Origin of the sequence: Mycobacterium sp. smrl_JER01 (assembly GCF_048513595.2) — a bacterium.
GTDB lineage: Bacteria > Actinomycetota > Actinomycetes > Mycobacteriales > Mycobacteriaceae > Mycobacterium.
On record NZ_JBLXXK020000001.1, the window covers coordinates 1743077 to 1763686 of the forward strand.

The following is a 20610-nucleotide window of genomic DNA, read 5'->3' on the forward strand; positions in this document are numbered from 1 at the left end:
AGTGGGCAGGCTCAGCGGAAAGGTTGCGTTGATCACTGGTGCTGCCAGGGGTATCGGCCGCGCCCAGGCGTTGCGGTTCGCTCAGGAGGGCGCCGGGATCATCGGAATCGATCTGTGCGGGCGTATCGATACCGTAGTGGTGCCACCTGCCACCCGTGAAGATCTGGAAGAGACGGCACAGCACGTGCGTGCGACCGGGGCGGCGATGACCACCGCGACCGCCGACGTGCGCGACGTCGACGCGCTGCGCGCCGCCGTCGAGGACGGGGTTCGAGCGTTCGGCGGACTGGACATCGTCTGTGCCACAGCGGGTATCACATCGCGCGGGTTGGCCCTCGACATTCCGGAGCGGACGTGGCAGACGATGCTCGATGTCAACCTCACCGGGGTCTTTCACACCTGCCAGGTGAGCGTGCCGCATCTGATCGCGCGTGGTGGAGGTGCGATGGTGTTGGTCAGCTCGATCGCGGGGCTGCGGGGACTGGCCGGAGTGGGCCACTACACCGCCGCCAAGCACGGCGTCGTGGGGCTCATGCGTACGTTGGCCAACGAACTGGCACCGCGACGGATCCGGGTGAACACGATCCATCCCACCAACGTCGACACGCCTCTGATCCAGAACGACGCTGTCAGTATTGCGTTCCGGCCGGACCTCGACCGTCCGCCGACGCGTGCGGAGTTCGCCGCGGCAGCGCGCCCGATGAACATGCTCGACATCCCGTGGGTCGATCCGATGGACGTGGCCAACGCCAGTCTGTTCCTGGCCTCCGACGAAGCTCGTTACATCACCGCCGTCGCCCTGCCCGTGGACGCAGGTAGCACTGAGCGGCAACCCGATTGACATCAACAATCCGCGGGGCCGCGGTGAACGGAGGAATGCTGCATGGGAACGTATGTGGTCACCGGTTCGGCGTCGGGAATGGGGCGTGCGGCCGCCGAGCGGCTGCGCTCGGCGGGCCACTCGGTGATCGGAGTGGACATCAAGGACGCCGATGTGAGGGCCGATCTGTCCACCGCGCAGGGGCGCCGCGCCGCCAGTGAGGCGGTACTGCAGCGATGCTCGGGGGCCCTCGACGGGGCAGTTCTGGCCGCCGGACTCGGTCCCGTCCCGGGGCGAGACCACCTGATCGCGCAGGTCAACTATTTCGGTGTCGTCGACCTGCTGACCGCGCTGCGGTCTGCTCTCGGCCGAACCGGGGGAGCGAAGGTCGTCGTCGTCGCCAGCAACTCGACCACGGTCACTCCGCTGGTGCCGCGGCGCGCAATCCGAGCGCTACTGGCCGGCGACCCCGAGCGGGCGTTGCGTGCGGTTCGTTGGTTCGGGAAGCGTTCGGCACCGATGATCTACGCCGCCTCGAAGATCGCGGTCGCCCGATGGGTACGCCGTCACGCCGTCACGCGGGAGTGGGCGGGCGCCGGGATCCGGCTCAACGCGATCGCCCCGGGAGCGGTGATGACCCCGTTGCTGGCCGAGCAGTTGGCCGACCCGACGGAGGCCAAGGCCATCGACGCGTTCCCGGTGCCGGTCGGCGGATTCGGCGACCCCGGCCAGCTCGCGGATTGGATGGTGTTCATGCTCTCTGATGCCGCTGACTTCCTCTGCGGAAGCGTCATCTTCGTCGACGGTGGATCCGACGCCTACTTTCGGTCGGATTCCTGGCCCGCGCCGCTGCCCGCACGCGGGCTGGCGCGGTACACGGCGCGGTTCCTCGGGTTCCGGCGAGCTATGCGCCGTTGAGAAACGCCAGCACGGTTTGCTCGAAGGCCGCCTTGGCTTCGATCATCACCCAATGCCCGCAGTTCGGGAAGACGTGCAGTTCGGCGTTCGGGATCGTCCGCATCGGCACCAGCGCCATGTCCAACGGGCTGACCCGGTCGTCTCGCCCCCAGGTGAGCAGAGTCGGGGCCGCAACCTTGTGCATCGTCGCCCAAGGCATCGGGAAGTCGGCGCTGCGCATCATCTCCATCATCGCTGCGAAGGCCTTTTTGCCGTACATGCGTCGCGCCGAGGCCAGCGTCTCGGGATCGGTGGCCAGTTCCCAACGTTCCTCGATCAATTCGTCGGTCACCAGGGCCTGGTCATAGACCATCGAGCGCAGCCAGTCGATCAGCCGCTGCCGGGTCGGTTCCTCGGTGAACTCCTGAAGTAACCGAATCCCCTCGCTGGGACCGGGACTGAAGATGTTGGTGCCGATACCGCCGATGGTCACCAACCTGCTGACGCGGTCGCTGTGGTTGATGGCGAAGTTGATTCCGACACCACCACCCATCGAATTGCCGATCACGTCCACCTTTTCCAGGCCGAGCGCGTCGACGAACTTCACCACCGCTTCCTGGGCGTCGAGCATCGGGTGGCCACCGAAGTCGTCGCTGACCCCGAAACCCGGAAACTCCAGCACAAGGCAGCGGTAGTGCCGAGCGAAGACGCCGAGGTTACCCCGGTAGTTCCGCCAACCGGAGACACCGGGGCCCGATCCGTGAAGCAGCAGGAGGGGAGGGCCGTCACCGGCCTCGTGATAACGCAGCACTCCAGACGGAGTGCTGACTTCACGGCGGGTCTCGCGGTAGTCGACTGTCATCCTGCGATTCCACCTCATCGCCGCAAAGGAGGGCATCCTGGGTGCCGCAGAGCGGGATGACGCGCCGGGTGTGAACCAGCCGACTTCCGGTGAGTGGACGCCCCACTGCCCGATCTCGCCGAAATCCGCACAATTGTGCAATCGCCAGTTCGCGCCCAGCCGATGCCAGGGTTGTGCGCGGGGACGAGTGCTCATTGACGGATTTGAGGAGGTGACGTCCGATGTTGTCCGTTGAGGTGCGCGAGAAGCTCGCCGCAGATCTGGCTGAGGCGGAGCGCAGTCGGGTGCCGATCTCGCCGTTGACCGATGCCCATCCTGGGATCGATGTGGTGGATGCTTATGAGATCCAGTTGATCAATATTCGTCAGCGGGTGGCTGAGGGTGCGCGGGTGGTCGGGCACAAGGTGGGCCTGTCGTCGGAGGCGATGCAGAAGATGATGGGCGTCGACGAGCCCGACTACGGGCATCTGCTCGACGAGATGCAGGTTTTCGAAGACGTTCCGGTCCGTTCCGGTCGTTATCTGTATCCGCGGGTGGAGGTCGAGGTGGGCTTCATCTTGTCCGATGATTTGCCCGGCGCCGGCTGCACCGAGGACGACGTGCTGGCCGCGACGGCGGCGTTCGCGCCTGCCATCGAGCTGATCGACACCCGGATCACCAACTGGCAGATCAAGTTGTGCGACACCATCGCCGACAATGCCAGCTCGGCCGGCTGGGTGCTCGGGGAGGCGCGGGTGTCGCCCAAGGACATCGATATCAAGAACATTGACGCGGTGCTGACCAATAACGGAGAGGTCGTCGCCGAGGGGCGCAGTGATGCGGTGTTGGGCAATCCGGTGACGGCGGTGGCGTGGCTGGCGCGCAAGGTGGAGAGTTTCGGTGTCCGGCTCAAGGCCGGCGACATCGTGTTGCCGGGATCGTGCACACGTGCGATAGATGCACCCGCGGGCAGCTGTTTTGTCGCCGACTTCACCGGTTTAGGTTCAGTGGAACTGAGTTTCGAGTAATTAGGAGTTCTCATGCCTGACAAGGCATCTGTGGCGATTGTGGGGTCGGGCAACATCAGCACCGATCTGCTGTACAAGTTGTTGGGTTCGGAGTGGCTGGAGCCGCGCTGGATGATCGGCATCGATCCCGAGAGTGAGGGGTTGGCGCGGGCCCGCAAGCTGGGACTGGAAACCTCGCACGAGGGCGTGGACTGGCTGCTGGCCCGCAGCGAGAAGCCGGACATGGTGTTCGAGGCCACCAGCGCCTATGTGCACAAGGCCGCCGCGCCGCGGTACGCCGAGGCCGGTATCCGGGCGATCGACCTCACCCCGGCCGCGGTCGGGCCGGGCGTGATCCCGCCGGCGAACCTGCGCGCGCACCTGGACGCGCCGAATGTCAACATGGTCACCTGCGGTGGCCAGGCCACCATCCCCATGGTGTACGCGGTGGAGCGGGCTTGTCGCGGACAAGGGGGAGTGCCCTACGCGGAGATCGTCGCGTCGGTGTCGTCGGCGTCGGCGGGTCCGGGGACGCGCGCCAACATCGACGAGTTCACCAAGACCACCAGCGCCGGGGTGCAGAACATCGGTGGCGCGGCGCGGGGCAAGGCGATCATCATCTTGAACCCGGCGGAGCCGCCGATGATCATGCGCGACACCATTTTCTGCGCGATCCCCGAGGACGCCGACCACGCGGCGATCACGGCGTCGATCAAGGATGTGGTGGCCGAGGTGCAGACCTATGTGCCGGGGTATCGGCTGCTCAACGAGCCGCAGTTCGATGAGCCGTCGGTGGTCAACGGCGGCAACCATGTCGTGACGGTGTTCGTCGAAGTGGAGGGTGCGGGTGACTACCTCCCGCCGTACGCGGGAAATCTGGACATCATGACCGCGGCAGCGACGAAGGTCGGCGAAGAGATCGCGAAGGAATCTCTGGCCGCTACCGCTGGAGGAGCACAGGCATGAGCACCGAAGACATCTACTTCAACCCCATATGGGACGTCCGGATGACGGACACGTCGCTGCGTGACGGGTCGCACCACAAGCGTCACCAGTTCACCAAGGACGAGGTGGCCGCCATCGTCGCCGCGCTGGACGCGGCCGGGGTGCCGGTCATCGAGGTCACCCACGGCGACGGGCTGGGCGGGTCGAGCTTCAACTACGGGTTCTCCAAGACCCCGGAGCAGGAGTTGATCAAGCTGGCCGCCGAGACGGCCACCGAGTCCAAGATCGCGTTCCTGATGCTGCCCGGTGTGGGCACCAAGGACGACATCAAGGAAGCGCAGAACAACGGCGGGTCGATCTGCCGGATCGCCACCCACTGCACCGAGGCCGACGTGTCCATCCAACACTTCGGCCTGGCCCGTGAACTCGGCCTGGAGACCGTGGGCTTTTTGATGATGAGCCACACCATCCCGCCGGAGAAGCTGGCCGCCCAGGCCCGCATCATGGCCGACGCCGGCTGTCAATGCGTGTATGTGGTGGATTCGGCGGGTGCGCTGGTCCTGGAGGGCGTGGCCGACCGGGTCAGTGCGTTGGTCGCCGAGCTCGGCGATGACGCGCAGGTCGGTTTTCACGGCCACGAGAACCTGGGGTTGGGGGTGGCCAACAGCATCGAGGCGGTGCGGGCCGGGGCCAAGCAGATCGACGGGTCGTGCCGCCGGTTCGGCGCGGGTGCGGGTAACGCGCCGGTGGAAGCGTTGATCGGGGTGTTCGACAAGATCGGTGTCAAGACCGGTATCGATTTCTTCGACATCGCCGATGCCGCCGAAGAGGTCGTCGCCCCGGCGATGCCCGCCGAGTGCCTGCTCGACCGCAACGCGCTGATCATGGGCTACTCCGGGGTGTACTCCAGCTTCCTCAAACACGCCATCCGCCAATCCGAACGCTACGGAGTGCCCGCCCACCAACTGCTCCACCGCGCCGGACAACGCAAACTCATCGGCGGCCAGGAAGACCAACTCATCGACATCGCCCTGGAAATCAAACGCGAGCAACTCTCCACAGAAACGACCGGGGCGTAGACAGCAGCGCTCAACGGTTCCGGTGGCGCGGTGCCCGCGGGTGAATGACGCTGTCTGGCAGAGCTTCCCGCAGACCTCCACCGTGCATGCCTCCGTGCGTGGCGCTCCGCATATCCCGTTCAGCGGTACGGTCTGACGCGCCACGCGCAGCCTCATGACAGGCTTACCGCAAGCCGAGTAGCGGAGGCCGTCACATGTCCGAACTGTTCATACCCGACTATGACTCGACGACACTCGTCCGCTCGGTCACGGTCGAGATCGCTGCGCCCAGCAAGGTGGTGTGGGATGTCCTGACAGATCTCGATCAGTACCCTGAGTGGAATCCATTCTGTCTGTCGGCGAGGTCAACTCTGGAAATGGGGGCACCGGTCGAGATGGTGCTCGCCGACTACACAGGCGTCGGCGGCACTTTCCTCAACGTCGAGTATGTGTGCGCGTTCGTACCGGAACGCCTCTTGTCCTGGGAACTCCGCGCAACTCCCGAATCGCCCTACGCCGCAAGGCGGGACCAAGTCATCGAACCCACTGCCGAGGGGAATTGCCGGTACTACTCCACGGATGCCTTCCTCGGTGAATTTGCACGCGACATCATGACCGAAACGGGGGATTGGGTGAAACGCGCGTTCGACGACACTGCAGTTGCACTCAAGCGCCGCAGCGAACTCGTCTATGCCGGGCTCCCGGCATCGAGCCCGCTATCAGGTCGATAGTCGCTTGCTTCAAACGAAGAACTTCGCGCAGCGCGGGGTCCGATCGCTCCAGCCGAGACAGCGAGAACCTAGGCGCAGTGCACCTGCAATGAACTGATGCGGCTGCGGAGAAGCGCTGCCCGCCGAGTAGAAGGACAGAACCCATGACCACCGCCAAGCCGTTGGACGGGCGCGTCGCGTTGGTGACCGGCGCCGCGCGAGCTCAGGGACGCGCACGTGCGCTCCGCCTCGCAATCGATGGCGCCGACATCATCGCGACAGACATCTGTGGGCCGATTTCCGACAGTGTCACCTACCCGCCGGCGACCTCAGAGCAACTTGCCGAGACGGTGCGCGAAGTCGAAGCCACCGGTCGAAAGATCCTCGCGCGCACAGTCGATGTCCGCGATCTCGCCGCTCAACACCAGGTGGTTGCCGAGGGCATCGAGCAATTCGGACGACTCGACGTGTTGGTGGTCAATGCCGGCGTGTTGAGCTGGGGACGCCTGTTCGAGATGACCGAAGAGCAGTGGGACACCGTAATTCAGGTCAACTTGTCGGGCGCCTGGAAAACTGTGCGTGCAGCAGTACCGGCGATGATCGAGGCCGGCAACGGGGGATCGATCATCATGGTGAGTTCGGTGGCGGGTCTCAAGGCGACACCGGGTAACGGACATTACTCGGCGTCCAAGCACGGCATGGTCGGACTCACCAATGCCCTCGCCTTGGAGGTTGGGGAATTCGGCATTCGCGTCAACTCGATTCACCCCTACTCGGTCGACACCCCGATGATCGAACACGGCGCGATGGCGGATCTGTTCACCACGCACCCGAGCTTTCTCCACAGTTTTGCTCCCATGCCTTTTCAGCCGCCGAGTCAACTTGCCGGGCAAGCCCGTCCAGGCTTCATGGCACCTGAGGACGTCTCCGAGGTGGTCGCCTGGCTTGCGAGTGACGCGTCGAAGACCATCTCGGGTTCGCAGCTCGCCATCGACCGAGGCGTGATGAAGTACTAGACGTGGCCCGCTGCTGTAGACGAAACACTCTCAGAGCGTGCCCCGGCGGGCTGATCTGCCGATGGAGGCCGAATCATCAGTGAAAAGACCAGGTTTACCTACAAACCGTGCCACTGAGCGGACGTCTCCACAGCGCATCGATCGGTACTCCTCCTAGCATCGCAAACATGCTGTCTGATCCCCTGGCACGCGCGATCGCCGCAGCCGAAGAACTGATTGCAACGGCGCCACACATCGAAGACGAAGCTGACCTGCTCGAGGGCCTTCAGTATCTGGCCGGCGGCATCTCCGCTTGCACACACCTGGCCTTCAACCAGCACCCGGACCACCCGTTTCTGCTCACGGGCACCGGGCCGCTCACCAAGATGGGACTCGACAACCCGGACACGCTGTACTTCGGCACCAGGATGAAAGGCGGACACGAGTACGTCGTCACCGGATCCCGTGGGACGACCACCGACCTGAGCTTTCAGTACCTCGCCGGCGAGTACACCGCAGACTCCGTCCCCGAAAGTGAAGTGGCTTTCGATGACCGAGAACTCGACGTTGCGCCGGACGGCAGTTTCGAATGGCGATTCGAACCCAAGAGGTCCGGGCAGTTGGTGATCCGCGAGGTGTACAACGACTGGTCCCAGCGGCGGGGATCGCTGGCGGTACACCGAACGGACACCGTCGGTACCGCTCCGCCGCGACCGACCCGAGAAGACGTGCACAAGCAATTCCAGAGCGCTGCGGACGAACTCATCAACCGGGTGCAAACCTGGCTCCAGTTCCCCAAGTGGTTCTATCTCAACCTTCCGGTCAACACGCTGGTGGCGCCCCGCTCCACGCCCGGGGGATTGACCACGCAGTACTCCTCAGCCGGCCACTACGACATCAGCAAGGACCAGGCGCTGGTCATCTCGCTGCCGGCGAATGACGCCCCTTACCAAGGCTTCCAGCTGGGCAGCCTGTGGTACATCTCATTGGATTACATCAACCACCAAACATCGCTGAACGGCGCCCAGACCCAGGTTGATCCAGACGGAATGATCCGGATCGTCGTCGCCGACCAGAACCCTCGGGTGACGAACTGGGTCGAGACATTGGGCCATACCCGCGGATACCTGCAGTTCCGGTGGCAGCGATTGGCGCGGGAGATGACCGCGGCCGACGGTCCGAGCGTCGAGGTGGTCGACTTCGCCGCAATTCCCGACGCGCTGCCCTTCTACGAGAGCAACAAGATCTCCGACGGCGACTGGCGGGAGCGAATCGCACTGCGTCAGAGGCAAATCAGCCAGAGAATGTTGGGTTGATCACGTGAGTGGACTGCTGAACGACGCCGTCATCGTGATCACCGGGGTAGGCCCCGGGTTGGGCACCACGCTTGCGCGTCGATGTGCCGACGAGGGTGCCCACCTGGTTCTGGTCGCGCGGACCGCCGCCCGCATCGAGGAGTTGGCACGAGATATCAGCGCCGCGGGTGGACGGGCGCTGGCCGTGCCCACCGACATCACCGTCGAGGCCGATGTGGCCAACCTGGTCCATACCGCGATGGCCACGTACGGCAGGGTCGACGGCTTGATCAACAACGCGTTCATGTATCCGTCGATGAAGCCGTTCTCCGGTACCGCCTTCAACCACATCAGAGATTCCCTCGAACTGACCGTTCTCGGCGCGTTGCGGACGACGCAGGCGTTCACACCTGCGCTCGCCCAATCCCGCGGCTCGATAGTCAACCTGAGCTCGATGGTCATTCGACATTCCGACCCGACATACGGCCCGTACAAGTTGGCCAAGACGGCGCTGCTGGCGATGTCCCAGTCACTGGCCAGCGAGCTCGGACCGTTGGGCATTCGAGTCAATTCGGTAGCTCCCGGATACATCTGGGGCCAGGTCCTCAAGGACTACTTCGCGCTGCAAGCCCGGGACGCCGGGTGCTCGATCGACGATGTGTACAACGCCGCCGCGGCAGGCTCCGACTTGAAGCGGTTGGTGACCGAAGACGACGTCGCCTCGGCGATCCTGTTCTTCATCAGCGAGATGGCGGCCGGCGTCACCGGCCAAACCCTTGACGTCAACTGTGGAGAGTACAAATCATGACACCAAGAACCGACGTCGGTGCGGTGGACGACCTGTGCGACGAAGCGATCGACAAGGCCGGTCACCACGACTTCGGCAGCGACGAGGACAACTTTCGCGGCGCGTTGGAGGTCCTGCTCGACTCCTACCGCAGAGAGGCGGATTTCACCCCCTTGGGTGCCGCCATGACGCGGCATTACCTCCTCGGCGGGCTGGTGGCAAGGCTGCACAGCGAGGCGGCCTGGAAGCGCTATCCGGCTTCGACTGACGTCGCGATCGAGCGGCCGATTTTCGTCACCGGCTTGCCTCGTACCGGCACCACCGCGCTCCACCGACTCCTCGGCGCAGACCCGGCTCACCAGGGACTGGAACTCTGGCTCGCTGATTACCCCCAACCTCGCCCTGCCCGCGAGGAGTGGGAGTCCTATCCCGAGTATCGCCGGTTACGTGCCTACTACGCGAAAGCGCACCAGGAGAATCCCGATTTCCTGGGACTGCACTACATCGCCGAAGATGTTCTCGAAGAATGCTGGCAGCTGCTCCGCCAGTCCATCCATTCCGTGTCCTACGAATCGCTGGCTCACATTCCCACCTATGCACGGTGGCTGCAGAAGCAGGACTGGGCGCCTGCCTATCAAAGGCACCGTCGCAATCTGCAGCTGATCGGGCTCAACGACGCCGGGAAGCGCTGGGTGCTCAAGAATCCCAGCCACTTGTTCTCGTTGGACGCCATCCTCACCGCGTACCCGGACGCACTGATCGTGCAGTGCCATCGCCCGCCGGAAACCCTGCTCGCATCGATGTGTTCACTGGCGCAACACTCCACCGAAGGCTGGTCCAACACCTTCGTCGGCGCACAGATCGGCAAGGATGTCCTCGACACATGGTCCGAGGGAATCGAGAGATTCAGGCAGGCCCGTGTCTCACACAACCCCGATCAGTTCTATGATGTCGACTACTTCGACTTCGTGGCCGACCCCGTGGCGACGACCCACAATGTGTATCGGCACTTCGGACTGCCGCTGACCGAGGAGGCTGCGCTCGCCATCGAACAAGCCTCTGCACAGGGCAAAGAGGGTCCCGGTGCACCCAGACACCGTTATTCCCTGACCGACTACGGTTTAACCGCCGAGCAGGTCAGGGCGCGGTTCGCAGCAGACGGTGGTACCGCGGTATAAGTCGGCGGCACGTACCGTGCGCTCCAGCCGTTCCTCGAGGTCCTCGACGGAGATTCTGTTCTGGATGATCGCGGGTATGTTGGCGGTCCAAATGTCTGTGACCAGATCGCTGACTGCTGTTCGTCGTGCGCCGGCAGGACCGAGTGCGTGGGCAAATGCCCCACTTATGCTGTCACGCAACCCATCCGAGTCAGAACGCACGGATGGGGCCAGCAGGTACGCGCGCACGAAGGCATCAGCGAGCAGCGGATGTCGGCGCAATTCGGACGTGACTCGGGCTGTCAGGTAACGGAGGCGGCAGAGCGGCTCGGGCATCGGAGTGGACTCACGCTCTACCTCCGAGAGCAATCGTGACAGCCAGAGGTCGAGTCCCGCCACCAAGAGAGCGTCCTTGGACGGGAAATACCGGTAGAGGGTGCTCGGTGATACGTCAGCGCGGTCCGCGACAGGTCTGATTCGGAACGTGTCGTACACCTCGTCGGTCATTGCGAGTACCGCGGCGATGATTCGCTCAGGGATCGCTCGCGGACCCAGCGGGAGGTTCTCGATCCGGGGACCCACCGCCGCGGCCGGGGCGGGTTTCGGGCGATCCCTTGCGCGGTGGGGCGTCGCCGAACGACCCCGCCACGAGATTGGAGTCGCTGAATTTCCCTGTGACGGAGGGCTGAGCAATGTCTCTCCTCGCGGAAGCCGGTCTCCGCGACCGTGAGAGCATCGTTGCTGCGTGCGCAGAGAGTGAGTGTTCAGACGGCAGCCCTGTGGATCGCCGATGACGGCACGGTAGGGTGCGGGAACCGGATTGCGGGATTGATCTCTCGCTCAACGGAACACGAGCTACCAGTGTCATGCAGACAGTGATGCCGTGAGCGCACGGCACTGACCCGCAGGTGTAAAGATGTCGTTCCGGTCGGCGAGACAGACCGGGTGAATCGTGCACTCGAAGTGCGAAGATCGACCAACCGTCTGACTGTTCCGGGAGATTCACGATGAATGAGGCGCCGAGGCCAGATCCTGCTCTGCTGCGTCGCGTCGCACTCTCCAGTTTGCTGGGGACAGCTATCGAGTACTACGACTTCTTGGTCTACGGCACGATGAGTGCACTGGTGTTCGGTCTGGTGTTCTTCCCGGATTCAGATCCGGCCGTGGCAACCATCGCCGCGTTCGGCACGCTGGCTGCCGGCTATGTCGCCAGACCAGTCGGGGGAATCTTGTTCGGACACTTCGGTGACCGCGTGGGGCGTAAGACGATGCTGGTGGTCACGATGGTTTTGATGGGCGTGGCCAGCTTCCTGATCGGACTGTTGCCCACCTACGCCGCGATCGGCGTGAGCGCTCCAATCCTGTTGGTTGCTTTGCGTGTCATTCAAGGCATTGCGATCGGGGGTGAGTGGGGCGGTGCCACATTGATGGTGACCGAGCACGCCGATGCGGATCGACGCGGCTTCTGGAATGGCGTGATGCAGATGGGGTCACCGATCGGCTCACTTCTTTCCGTGGCTGTTGTCACCGCGATCACGTTGCTTCCCGACGAGTCGTTCCTGACCTGGGGCTGGCGCATACCGTTCCTGGTCAGTCTGTTGCTGCTGGCCGTGGGAATCTATGTGCGACTCTCGGTAACCGAGAGTCCGGTATTCGAGTCAGCACGCAAGAATTCGGCTGTCACAATACCTCGCGCCCCGTTTCTCGAGGTACTCAAGAAGCCTCGAACGCTGATTCTCGCGTGCGCGGTGGGTATCGGGCCGTTTGCTCTGACAGCCCTCATCAGCACCTACATGATCAGCTACGCCACAGCGATCGGTTATCACAGGACTGATGTGATGACTGCCTTGATCTTCACGTCGATCACCGGACTGGTCGCAATTCCGTTGTTCTCGGCGCTATCAGACCTGGTGGGCCGTCGAGTGGTGATGGTTGCCGGCGCGGTAGGGATCATCCTCTACGCGTGGCCCTTTTACGCACTGGTGGATCAGCGGACACAAACACTTCTCGTGGTGGCGATGGTCATCGCACAGATCATTCAGTCCCTGATGTATGCACCGATCGGTGCGTTGTTCTCCGAGATGTTCGGAACTGCGGTTCGCTACACCGGCGCGTCGATGGGTTACCAGCTTGCAGCGCTCTTGGGCGCGGGTTTCACGCCTCTGATCGCGAGTAGCCTCCATGCCCATGATGTTTCACGAACCCCGTTGGTTGCTCTCGCGTCGGGATGTGGCCTGATCACCATGCTGGCGGTCTGGCGTATCAGCGAGACTCGTGGCAGAGACCTCACGAAGGTGTGAACCCGGTGGTTGTCCCGACGCGCACGGTCCGTCGTGGTCTGGGTGACCATCAGACCCACCGGGTCGAGCGCCACGAACTGCGCGCCCGAATCGCGGACATGTCGCGATTGATGATGCCGGCATACTGTTTGCCGGGGTACCACGGTTGGCTGGTCAACTGGTCGAAGCCCGGCATGGCGCGAAGGTGATCCAGCATTCGAGCTCGCATCTGGGGGTCGGGCAATGGTCCGTGACCGGCGGCCATGTTGTCGGCCAGGTGCTCGGGATTCGACGTGGCCGGCAGCACCGCCGTCACCGCGGGATGGGCGAGCACCCACTTGAGGAAGTACTGCGACCACGTCTGGATTCCGATGTCGGCGACGAAATCGGGCAAGGGTCGGTCGCCGACGAATTGGTGTAGGCGACCCTTCTCCAGCGGCATGTTGACCGTGACCGCGACTCCGTGATCGGCCGCCGACGGCAGGATCTGCTCCTCGGCCCGGCGCTCGGCGATCGAATAGCGCGTTTGGACGAAGTCGAGGTCGCCGTCGGTGATCCACGTGGCCATGGGCTCGAAGTAGGCGGGGTCGTGATGGGTGACGCCCAGCCGGCGGATGCGGCCTTCAGCTCTCCATGCATGCAGCACCGGCATGATCATGTCGACGTTGACCAGGGCGTGACACTGCATGACGTCGATGGGTTCAGACCGCGACATTCGCTGCATGGAGGTCTGCAGGCTCTGTTCGGCGTGGGATTCGTCGCCGAGATAGGCGCCTGTCGACCACACCTTGTTGGTGAGGAACAACTCGTCGTGGAAACCGTCGCCGACGGCCGCGCGGGCGAGGTTCTCCTCGGCAAGCCCGTACAGCGGTGACGTGTCGACCACCCGGCCCCCACCCGCCCAGAAGCGGCGCAGCACTTCGTCCCGGATCCTGCGCTCATCCTCGGCAATCGCGTCGAAGGTCTGAAATGTGCCCAGCCCCATCGCGGGCAGTGAGATGTCGGTCCCCGGGATGGTTCGGTGGATCAATCCGGCGGCCACCGGCGCCGCCGGTGCCTGCGGTGAATTCGCCAGCGAGACAGCGGATCCGAATGTGGGATCCTGGCTGTTGCCGAGAGATGCCCACACACCACCCACCGTCAGGGTCGAGGCCAGGCCACCGACTTGGAGCAGACGGCGACGGGTAGGTTGCCAGGGTCGCTGCGTGCGGGGCTGTTCGGGGTCACTCACGGTGCCGAGTATTCAGAGCGTAGATCGGCGCTGCCAGGGATCGCCGGACCCTGGCAGTGGGTTGCGGTATACGGGAGACTTGCGGGGTGGGACGCATGGACCGGGACAATTTGGCGGGCTTTCTGCGACGACGACGCGAGGCGCTGCAACCCGGTGACGTCGGACTGCCTGCGGGTACGGGTCGACGAACACCAGGGCTGCGGCGTGAGGAAGTGGCGCAGCTCAGCGGGATGTCGGTGGATTACTACACCAGGCTGGAGCAGCGCCGTTCGCCGCAACCCTCGACCCATGTGCTCTCGGCGCTGGCCCGCACGCTGCGACTCTCGCGTGACGAACGTGACTATCTATACCGACTCGCCGGACACCACGCACCCGAAGCGGGCGCGTCGAGCACCTCCGTGCGACCGGCTCTGATCCATCTGCTCAACCAACTCGATGACTGTGCGGCGTTCGTGGTTTCCGACCTGGAGGTCATGCTCGCGCAGAACCGGCTCAGCACACTGCTGTTGGGCGACCGGCGTACGAAACGACAGGATGCGTCCGCAAGCATGACCTGGCAGTGGTTCATCGAGCCCGACACGCGGGGGATCTATCCACCCGAAGACCGTGAGCTGCATGGGTGTATCCGGGTGGCCGACCTTCGGGCGACGTGGGCACGCCGGCGAACCGATGCCGATGTCGTCGCCCTGGTCGACGGACTGCTGGCTCGCAGTGCCGAGTTCCGTGTGCTGTGGGAACGCCACGACGTTGCGTTGCGTCATGTGCAGCGAAAGACCCTGATACATCCCAAGGTTGGCGCCGTGACCGTGGATTGTGAACGACTCGCCACCTACAACGACAGTCAACGGCTGATCATCCTCAGCGCAGATCCCGCCACCGAGTCCTACAACAAGCTGCGCCTACTCGGGGTGGTCGGGGATCACGACGTGGGGACGCCGCACCGCGTGCGGTGAACAACACTTCGGACCGGGCGCGTCACTTGATGGTGTATCCGCCGTCGACGAGCAGATCGGCGCCGGTGATCATCGCTGCCGCATCGGAGGCGAGATACACTGCGGCTGCCGCGATCTCATCGGGATAGGCGAACCGGCCCACCGGAATCAGCTTCTTCAGTTCGTCGCCGCGGGGTCCGTCCCAGGCCTTGCGCCCGAGCTCGGTGAGCACCACCGTCGGCGAGATGGTGTTGACCCGCACCCCGCGCGGACCCCATTCGGCCGCCAGCACCTTCGAGACGCCGACCACGCCGAATTTCGATGCGCAGTAGGCGACGTGTTGGTCGAGGGCGACGGTCGCAGCCTGCGAGGCCATGTTGACAATCGCGCCGCGCCCGGCCGCCAGCATGTGTCGACCCACCGCCTGGCACACCACAAAGGTGCCCTTGAGGTTGATGTCGATGGTCTTGTCCCATGCGCCGAGATCCAACTCCTCGGCCGGTGCCAGCATCACCACACCGGCGCTGTTGACCAGGATGTCGATCCGGCCGAAGGCGTCGACGACGGCGTCCACCGTCGCCGCCACGGAAGAGGGATCTGATACGTCGCAGGAGAATCCGCGACTGTCCGACCCGGCCTCGGTGGCCCGCGCCGACGCGGCGTCCCCATCGAGGTCGACGACCGCCACCCGGGCGCCCTTGGCGGCGAACGCCGCGACGATCGCGGCACCGATGCCGGATCCACCGCCGGTCACCACGGCAACCTTGTCGTCGAGCGGGAAGTTCAGGTCCACAACCGGTTGGGTCTCCGATGTCATATGTCGTCCTCGTCCTCGTGGGGTTGATTGTCGGAAGTCAGGGTTTTCAGGAGAGCACCGCGGCCGCCACCTCGGTGTCGGTGACCAAACCCGAGATCAGGCCGGATTTCAATACTGCCCGGGTCGCGTCGATCTTCGCCGGACCGGTACTGAGCGCGATCACCGTGGGGATGGCCCGAAGCGTGTCCTCGCTGATGCCCATTCGGCGTTCGTCGAGGCCGCCGACCCGGTTGCCTTCGGCGTCCAGAAGCAGGGCGCACGTCTCGGCGCACACCCCCGCGGCCTGAAAACCGTTGGCCTCCACCAAGCTCAGCGACGGATAGACCTGCGAGGTGTCCGGCCCCCAGGCCCCCACGGAGACGAGCGCACACGTCACGTTGGCATGCTGGGCGCAGGTCTCCTGGATCTGCTGGTTGCTCGCCAGGCTCTCGGCGGTGCGGGCGTCGGACACCACCAATGGTGCGTACAGCGGCCACGACGTGCCGCCGGTGATCTCGCTGATGCGCCGGGTCAGATCCGCGCCGTTGTAGGTGATGGCGCCGGCCAACCCGGTCAGCTGCACCACGTTGCATTTGGGCAGTGACGTCAGGTAGGGCGCGATGTGGGTCATGGTCCGGCCGGAGTCGACGCCGATGACATCGTCGTCGCGCAGGATCGACTGCAGCAGGTCGGCCATTGCTTTGGCGACTGCTTCGACCTTGTCGGCGGCCTTCTTGGACTCCGCGGCGACCGCGTAGGCATGCTGCAGCGAGTACTTGCGCTGCAACGCGGTCGACATCTCCACGTCGATCGATCCCGGATCGTGGATGGTGATCTCGACCATCCCGGTCTCGAGAGCCTCCTCCAGCATCCGGGCCACCTTGAAGCGGGACAGTCCGAACTCCTCGGCGATCTCGACGCGGGTGCGGCCCTCCAGGTAGTAGCGCCGCGCGATCACCGCGCGCTGGAACAACTCATCAGGTCCCATGACGCCCTCCTCCACGACGGGCGGTTGCTCATATGAGCGGCGCCGCTTGACACATGAGCTTAGCGCAGACGATGATCCACATCACAAGTAATCAGATGAGCAGCAGGCGTAACAAACGAGCGGCTGCCGGGTGGGTGCTTACCCGGCGGCCGGGCCGGCTGAACGAAGGGGAACGAGATGACCGCAACGGTCCAATCCACACCGGCCACCATGCGCGCCAGCGTGATGACGGGTGTGCGGACCCTGCACATCGAAGATCGCCCGGTACCCACGCCCGGTGAGCGCCAGGTCCTCGTCGAGGTCGCCGCCGTCGGCGTCTGCGGGTCCGATGTGCACTACTACCTGCACGGTCGCATCGGCGACTTCGTCGTGCATGAGCCGATGGTCCTCGGGCACGAGCTGTCCGGGCGCGTCGCCGCGGTCGGGGCCGGCGTGGACCCGGGACGGATCGGGCAGCGCGTCGCGGTCGAGCCGCAGCATCCGTGCCGGCGCTGCGCGCAGTGCAAAGCCGGACGGTACAACCTGTGCCCGCACATGAAGTTCTATGCCACCCCACCCGTCGACGGCGCTTTCTGCCGGTACGTGCTGATCGACGACGATATGGCCCACCCGGTCCCCGACGCGGTCTCCGACGAGGCGGCGGCGCTGCTCGAACCGCTCTCGGTGGCGATAGCGACCATGCGCAAGGCCCAGGTCGCCCCCGGCACATCGGTGCTCATCGCAGGTGCGGGACCGATCGGCGTGATCTGCGCGCAGGCCGCCCGGGCATTCGGCGCCGCCCGCATCGTCATCACCGATCTCGTCGCCGCGCGTCGGGACAAGGCGCTGCAGTTCGGCGCGACCGAAGCGCTCGACCCCACCGAGGTCGACATCGCCGCGATCGATCCCGTCGATGCGTTCGTCGACGCCACCGGGGTGCCGGCGGCAGTGGTCAGCGGAATCAAGGCCGTGGGACCGGCCGGGCACGTCGTGCTGGTGGGAATGGGTGCCGACGAATACGCGCTGCCGGTCAGTCACATCGCCAACCACGAGATCACCGTGACCGGGGTGTTCCGCTACACCGACACCTGGCCCGCCGCAATCCACCTGGTGGCGTCCGGCGCCGTCGACCTCGACGGTATGGTGACCGGTCGCTACGACCTGGAGCACGTCGGCGAGGCCCTCGACAGCGACTCCGATCCGGCCAGTCTGAAGTCGATCGTGGTGCCCACGTGAACGCCGCACACGCCCCGGTAACGGACAACGCGACGCGATCACTGTTGCGCTGCAGCGACATCCACAAGAGCTTCGGCGGTGTGCCGGTGCTCAAAGGGGTCGCGCTGGAACTGCAACCGGGCACCGTCACCGCGCTGGCGGGCGAGAACGGGGCGGGAAAGTCGACGCTGATGAAGATCATCAGCGGCCAGTACACCGCCGACCACGGTGTGGTTGAGGTCGGCGACGCCACACTGGCGCCGGGCAACACCAAGGACGCGGTCCGGCACGGGGTGGCCATCGTGCCCCAGGAGCTGGCCTCCATCGAGGACATGACGGTCTACGAGAACCTCTTCGTCGGAAGGGAAATCAAGGTCGGGCCGTTTCTGAACCGACGGGCGATGGTCGACGAGGCGCGCGATGCGCTGGCCGTCTTCGGGATCGAGATCAACCCGTCGGCCCGGATGGGCAGCTTGCCCGTCGGGTTGCGCCAGATCGTCGAGATCGTCAAGGCCGCCCGCACCGGCGCGCGGGTCGTCATGCTCGACGAACCCACATCGGCGATCTCCGAGCGCGAGGTGGAGGGTCTCTACACGGTGGTGCGCACGCTGCGCGAGCACGGTGTCGCGATGGTCTACACCACCCACAAGATGGCCGAAATCCGCGCCATCGCCGACCGGGTCGTGGTGCTGCGCGACGGCGGGCTGATCCTCGACAAGGGCATCGACGATGTGACCGACGACGAGATCGTCACAGCGATGATCGGCCGCGAACTCGATGCGCTGTTCCCCGAGCGGCCCACCCCGGGTACCGAGCCGGTGCTGCAGGTGCGTGACCTACAGGTGGAAGGCGCCACCGGGCCGGTCTCGTTCACCGTGAACGCGGGTGAGATCGTCGGCCTGGCAGGACTTGTCGGCGCCGGCCGCACCGAGCTGCTGGAAGCGATCTTCGGCGCCCGCACCTCAACTGCGGGAACGATCACGGTGCGGGGCAAGGCCGTCAAGCGCAACCATCCCGCGGCGGCCATCACCGCGGGCATGGCCATCGTGCCCGAAGACCGAAAGCTCTCCGGCGTCGTGCTGTCGATGAGCGTGCTCGACAACGGGACCCTGCCACGGTTGTCGTCGTTCTCGCTCGCGGGCTGGCTGCGCGGCAAATCCCGTACCAAGGCGGTCTCGGATGTGATGTCGTCGGTCCGTCTGCGCAGCCGCGGGCTCGGCCAGGAGGTCGGCACGCTCTCGGGTGGCAATCAACAGAAGGTCGTGCTGGCGCGCTGGCTCACCGGCGATGTCAACGTGCTGCTGCTCGACGAACCGACCCGCGGGGTGGACGTGGGGGCGCGCAGCGAGATCTACCGCATCGTCACCGAGTTCGCGGCCCAGGGGATGGCGGTGTTGATGGCGTCGTCGGACATGCCCGAGATCGTCGGCCTGTCACACCGGGCCTTCGTGATGCGGGGCGGGGCCCTGGTCGGCGAGCTCGACCGCGACGCACTCGATCATCCAGAGGTTCAGGAGTCGGTCTTCCGCCTGGCAACCGCACTTGACGGTGGACCCACGACCACGACGCAGCAGGAGGCACCATGACGACCGACGTCGACGCAGACCAGCAGCCACCGGGGCCGTCCAAGGCCCCGACGGTGGCGTCGCCGGTCACCGGCGAACCGGTGAAACTGTTTTCCCGGCAATGGTTCTCGGGCATCCTGCTGCGCTACTCGATGGTGATCGTGGTGCTGCTGGTGATCGCCTACTTCAGCTACCGCAGTGCACGCTTCGCCACACCCGAGAACCTGGTCACCATCCTGGTCGCCGCCGCGCCCTTCGCGCTGATCGCGCTGGGGCAGACGTTGGTGATCCTGACCGGCGGTATCGACCTTTCGGTGGGCAGCGTGATCGCGGTGTCGGCGATGGCCGGCGCGGCGACGGCCAAGGCCAACCCCGGGCAGGTCTGGATGACGGTCACGGTCGCGATGGCCGTCGGGCTGGCATTCGGTTGCATCAACGGATTCCTGGTGTCGCGCATCAACGTCCCACCGTTCATCGCCACGCTGGGCACCCTGACCGCCGGATCCGGCGTGGCCTACGTCATCGGCGGGGGTGCACCGATCAACGGTCTGCCCGCCGAGTTCGGCTCGATCGCCAACACCAAGATCCTCGGTCTGCAGATCCCGGTGCTGCTCATGATCATCGGCATCATCGCGCTCGCCATCATCATGAAACGCACCTCCTACGGGATGCGCGTGTACGCCGTCGGCGGCAACCGTAACGCCGCCGAACTGGCCGGCATCAACGCCAAAAACGTGTTGTTCAGCGTGTACGCGTTCTCCGGTCTGCTCGCCGGGCTTTCCGGCGTGATGCTGGCCTCGCGCGTCATCTCCGGCCCGCCGAACCTGGGGCAGGGCTACGAACTCGACGCCATCGCCGCGGTGGTCATCGGTGGTGCCAGTCTGATGGGCGGGCGCGGCAGCATCTGGGGCACAACGCTCGGGCTGTTCATGATCATGACGCTGAACAACGGCCTGGACATCCTCGTGGTCCCGGCGTACTGGCAGGACGTCATCAAGGGCGTGTTGATCGTCGCCGCGGTCGCGGTCGACGTGTGGTCATCCAGGAGGCGAACCTGATTCCACCCGAACACTGACCGGCGCAGGGCCTTTCACCGTCGAAACACTGCAATGA

At 64.9% G+C, this 20610-nt stretch carries 20 protein-coding genes; 15 read left to right on the forward strand and 5 right to left on the reverse strand.

The window, feature by feature from the left end; all coding sequences use genetic code 11:
- Position 1: 1 nt before the first annotated feature.
- Both ACNUDN_RS08280 and ACNUDN_RS08285 read left to right on the forward strand, forming a co-directional pair.
- Positions 2-841 (forward strand): mycofactocin-coupled SDR family oxidoreductase, encoded by an 840-nt coding sequence (locus ACNUDN_RS08280; RefSeq protein WP_419121492.1) that lies wholly within the window; start codon positions 2-4, stop codon positions 839-841.
- A gap of 42 nt (positions 842-883) precedes the next feature.
- Positions 884-1738 (forward strand): SDR family oxidoreductase, encoded by an 855-nt coding sequence (locus tag ACNUDN_RS08285; protein WP_419121493.1) that lies wholly within the window; start codon positions 884-886, stop codon positions 1736-1738.
- Here ACNUDN_RS08285 and ACNUDN_RS08290 read toward each other — a convergent pair.
- A complete protein-coding gene (locus ACNUDN_RS08290; protein ID WP_419121494.1) occupies positions 1725-2579 on the reverse strand; it encodes an alpha/beta fold hydrolase in 855 nt (284 codons plus the stop codon). The genes ACNUDN_RS08285 and ACNUDN_RS08290 overlap by 14 nt on opposite strands.
- A gap of 221 nt (positions 2580-2800) precedes the next feature.
- On the opposite strand from ACNUDN_RS08290, the gene ACNUDN_RS08295 reads away from it, so the two are divergent.
- From ACNUDN_RS08295 to ACNUDN_RS08330, 8 genes are all read left to right on the forward strand, one after another.
- The gene (locus tag ACNUDN_RS08295; protein WP_419121495.1) at positions 2801-3586 is read left to right on the forward strand and encodes a 2-keto-4-pentenoate hydratase; all 786 of its coding nucleotides are present in this window, start codon (positions 2801-2803) and stop codon (positions 3584-3586) included.
- A gap of 12 nt (positions 3587-3598) precedes the next feature.
- Positions 3599-4531, forward strand: a complete 933-nt coding sequence (locus ACNUDN_RS08300) for an acetaldehyde dehydrogenase (acetylating) (protein ID WP_419124196.1) — start codon at positions 3599-3601, stop codon at positions 4529-4531.
- Positions 4528-5589 carry a 4-hydroxy-2-oxovalerate aldolase gene (gene dmpG / locus ACNUDN_RS08305; RefSeq protein ID WP_431959665.1) on the forward strand — a complete coding sequence of 354 codons (1062 nt, stop codon included), beginning with the start codon at positions 4528-4530 and terminating at the stop codon, positions 5587-5589. Before ACNUDN_RS08300 ends, dmpG begins: the two co-directional genes overlap by 4 nt.
- Positions 5590-5783: 194 nt before the next feature.
- A complete protein-coding gene (locus ACNUDN_RS08310) occupies positions 5784-6299 on the forward strand; it encodes an SRPBCC domain-containing protein (protein WP_419121498.1) in 516 nt (171 codons plus the stop codon).
- 143 nt (positions 6300-6442) lie between these two features.
- Complete coding sequence (locus tag ACNUDN_RS08315) at positions 6443-7294, forward strand: mycofactocin-coupled SDR family oxidoreductase (RefSeq protein WP_419121499.1); 852 nt, start codon at positions 6443-6445, stop codon at positions 7292-7294.
- A gap of 167 nt (positions 7295-7461) precedes the next feature.
- Complete coding sequence (locus ACNUDN_RS08320; RefSeq protein WP_419121500.1) at positions 7462-8589, forward strand: hypothetical protein; 1128 nt, start codon at positions 7462-7464, stop codon at positions 8587-8589.
- A 4-nt stretch (positions 8590-8593) separates the two neighbouring features.
- The gene (locus ACNUDN_RS08325) at positions 8594-9376 is read left to right on the forward strand and encodes an SDR family oxidoreductase (protein WP_419121501.1); all 783 of its coding nucleotides are present in this window, start codon (positions 8594-8596) and stop codon (positions 9374-9376) included.
- Entirely contained in the window at positions 9373-10533 is a 1161-nt protein-coding gene (locus ACNUDN_RS08330; protein WP_419121502.1) for a sulfotransferase family protein, read from the forward strand. Before ACNUDN_RS08325 ends, ACNUDN_RS08330 begins: the two co-directional genes overlap by 4 nt.
- Here the strand turns inward: ACNUDN_RS08330 and ACNUDN_RS08335 are convergent.
- Positions 10477-11019: a TetR/AcrR family transcriptional regulator gene (locus ACNUDN_RS08335; protein ID WP_419121503.1), complete on the reverse strand. Its 543-nt coding sequence runs from the start codon at positions 11017-11019 to the stop codon at positions 10477-10479. The genes ACNUDN_RS08330 and ACNUDN_RS08335 overlap by 57 nt on opposite strands.
- Before the next feature lie 500 nt (positions 11020-11519).
- On the opposite strand from ACNUDN_RS08335, the gene ACNUDN_RS08340 reads away from it, so the two are divergent.
- Positions 11520-12812, forward strand: coding sequence for an MFS transporter (locus ACNUDN_RS08340; protein WP_419121504.1), 1293 nt, complete (start codon positions 11520-11522; stop codon positions 12810-12812).
- Between the two features lie 49 nt (positions 12813-12861).
- Here ACNUDN_RS08340 and ACNUDN_RS08345 read toward each other — a convergent pair whose 3' ends face one another.
- Positions 12862-14022, reverse strand: coding sequence for an aldo/keto reductase (locus ACNUDN_RS08345; RefSeq protein ID WP_419121505.1), 1161 nt, complete (start codon positions 14020-14022; stop codon positions 12862-12864).
- Between the two features lie 95 nt (positions 14023-14117).
- On the opposite strand from ACNUDN_RS08345, the gene ACNUDN_RS08350 reads away from it, so the two are divergent.
- Entirely contained in the window at positions 14118-14975 is an 858-nt protein-coding gene (locus tag ACNUDN_RS08350) for a helix-turn-helix transcriptional regulator (protein ID WP_419121506.1), read from the forward strand.
- Positions 14976-14997: 22 nt separating this feature from the next.
- On the opposite strand, the gene ACNUDN_RS08355 is transcribed toward ACNUDN_RS08350, so the two are convergent.
- Complete coding sequence (locus ACNUDN_RS08355; RefSeq protein ID WP_419121507.1) at positions 14998-15771, reverse strand: SDR family oxidoreductase; 774 nt, start codon at positions 15769-15771, stop codon at positions 14998-15000.
- A 46-nt stretch (positions 15772-15817) separates the two neighbouring features.
- On the reverse strand, positions 15818-16738 hold the full coding sequence (locus ACNUDN_RS08360; RefSeq protein WP_419121508.1) for a sugar-binding transcriptional regulator: 921 nt from the start codon (positions 16736-16738) through the stop codon (positions 15818-15820).
- A gap of 177 nt (positions 16739-16915) precedes the next feature.
- Between ACNUDN_RS08360 and ACNUDN_RS08365 the strand changes: the two genes are divergently transcribed.
- The 3 genes from ACNUDN_RS08365 to ACNUDN_RS08375 are packed head-to-tail and all read left to right on the forward strand — an operon-like array spanning position 16916 to position 20555.
- Positions 16916-17953, forward strand: a complete 1038-nt coding sequence (locus ACNUDN_RS08365) for an NAD(P)-dependent alcohol dehydrogenase (protein ID WP_419121509.1) — start codon at positions 16916-16918, stop codon at positions 17951-17953.
- Positions 17950-19518, forward strand: a complete 1569-nt coding sequence (locus tag ACNUDN_RS08370; protein WP_419121510.1) for a sugar ABC transporter ATP-binding protein — start codon at positions 17950-17952, stop codon at positions 19516-19518. The genes ACNUDN_RS08365 and ACNUDN_RS08370 overlap by 4 nt, the downstream gene beginning before the upstream one ends.
- A complete protein-coding gene (locus ACNUDN_RS08375) occupies positions 19515-20555 on the forward strand; it encodes an ABC transporter permease (RefSeq protein ID WP_419121511.1) in 1041 nt (346 codons plus the stop codon). Before ACNUDN_RS08370 ends, ACNUDN_RS08375 begins: the two co-directional genes overlap by 4 nt.
- Positions 20556-20610: the final 55 nt, after the last annotated feature.

Excerpts from the sequence above, each read along its gene's own strand:
- ACNUDN_RS08315 (WP_419121499.1), top strand. The coding sequence starts at position 6,443 with ATGACCACCGCCAAGCCGTTGGACGGGCGCGTCGCGTTGGTGACCGGC.
- ACNUDN_RS08360 (WP_419121508.1), bottom strand. The coding sequence starts at position 16,738 with ATGGGACCTGATGAGTTGTTCCAGCGCGCGGTGATCGCGCGGCGCTAC.
- ACNUDN_RS08320 (WP_419121500.1), top strand. The coding sequence starts at position 7,462 with ATGCTGTCTGATCCCCTGGCACGCGCGATCGCCGCAGCCGAAGAACTG.
- ACNUDN_RS08295 (WP_419121495.1), top strand. The coding sequence starts at position 2,801 with ATGTTGTCCGTTGAGGTGCGCGAGAAGCTCGCCGCAGATCTGGCTGAG.
- ACNUDN_RS08340 (WP_419121504.1), top strand. The coding sequence starts at position 11,520 with ATGAATGAGGCGCCGAGGCCAGATCCTGCTCTGCTGCGTCGCGTCGCA.
- ACNUDN_RS08365 (WP_419121509.1), top strand. The coding sequence starts at position 16,916 with ATGACCGCAACGGTCCAATCCACACCGGCCACCATGCGCGCCAGCGTG.
- ACNUDN_RS08285 (WP_419121493.1), top strand. The coding sequence starts at position 884 with ATGGGAACGTATGTGGTCACCGGTTCGGCGTCGGGAATGGGGCGTGCG.
- ACNUDN_RS08330 (WP_419121502.1), top strand. The coding sequence starts at position 9,373 with ATGACACCAAGAACCGACGTCGGTGCGGTGGACGACCTGTGCGACGAA.
- ACNUDN_RS08355 (WP_419121507.1), bottom strand. The coding sequence starts at position 15,771 with ATGACATCGGAGACCCAACCGGTTGTGGACCTGAACTTCCCGCTCGAC.
- ACNUDN_RS08335 (WP_419121503.1), bottom strand. The coding sequence starts at position 11,019 with ATGACCGACGAGGTGTACGACACGTTCCGAATCAGACCTGTCGCGGAC.
- ACNUDN_RS08310 (WP_419121498.1), top strand. The coding sequence starts at position 5,784 with ATGTCCGAACTGTTCATACCCGACTATGACTCGACGACACTCGTCCGC.
- ACNUDN_RS08290 (WP_419121494.1), bottom strand. The coding sequence starts at position 2,579 with ATGACAGTCGACTACCGCGAGACCCGCCGTGAAGTCAGCACTCCGTCT.
- ACNUDN_RS08375 (WP_419121511.1), top strand. The coding sequence starts at position 19,515 with ATGACGACCGACGTCGACGCAGACCAGCAGCCACCGGGGCCGTCCAAG.
- ACNUDN_RS08350 (WP_419121506.1), top strand. The coding sequence starts at position 14,118 with ATGGACCGGGACAATTTGGCGGGCTTTCTGCGACGACGACGCGAGGCG.
- dmpG (WP_431959665.1), top strand. The coding sequence starts at position 4,528 with ATGAGCACCGAAGACATCTACTTCAACCCCATATGGGACGTCCGGATG.
- ACNUDN_RS08300 (WP_419124196.1), top strand. The coding sequence starts at position 3,599 with ATGCCTGACAAGGCATCTGTGGCGATTGTGGGGTCGGGCAACATCAGC.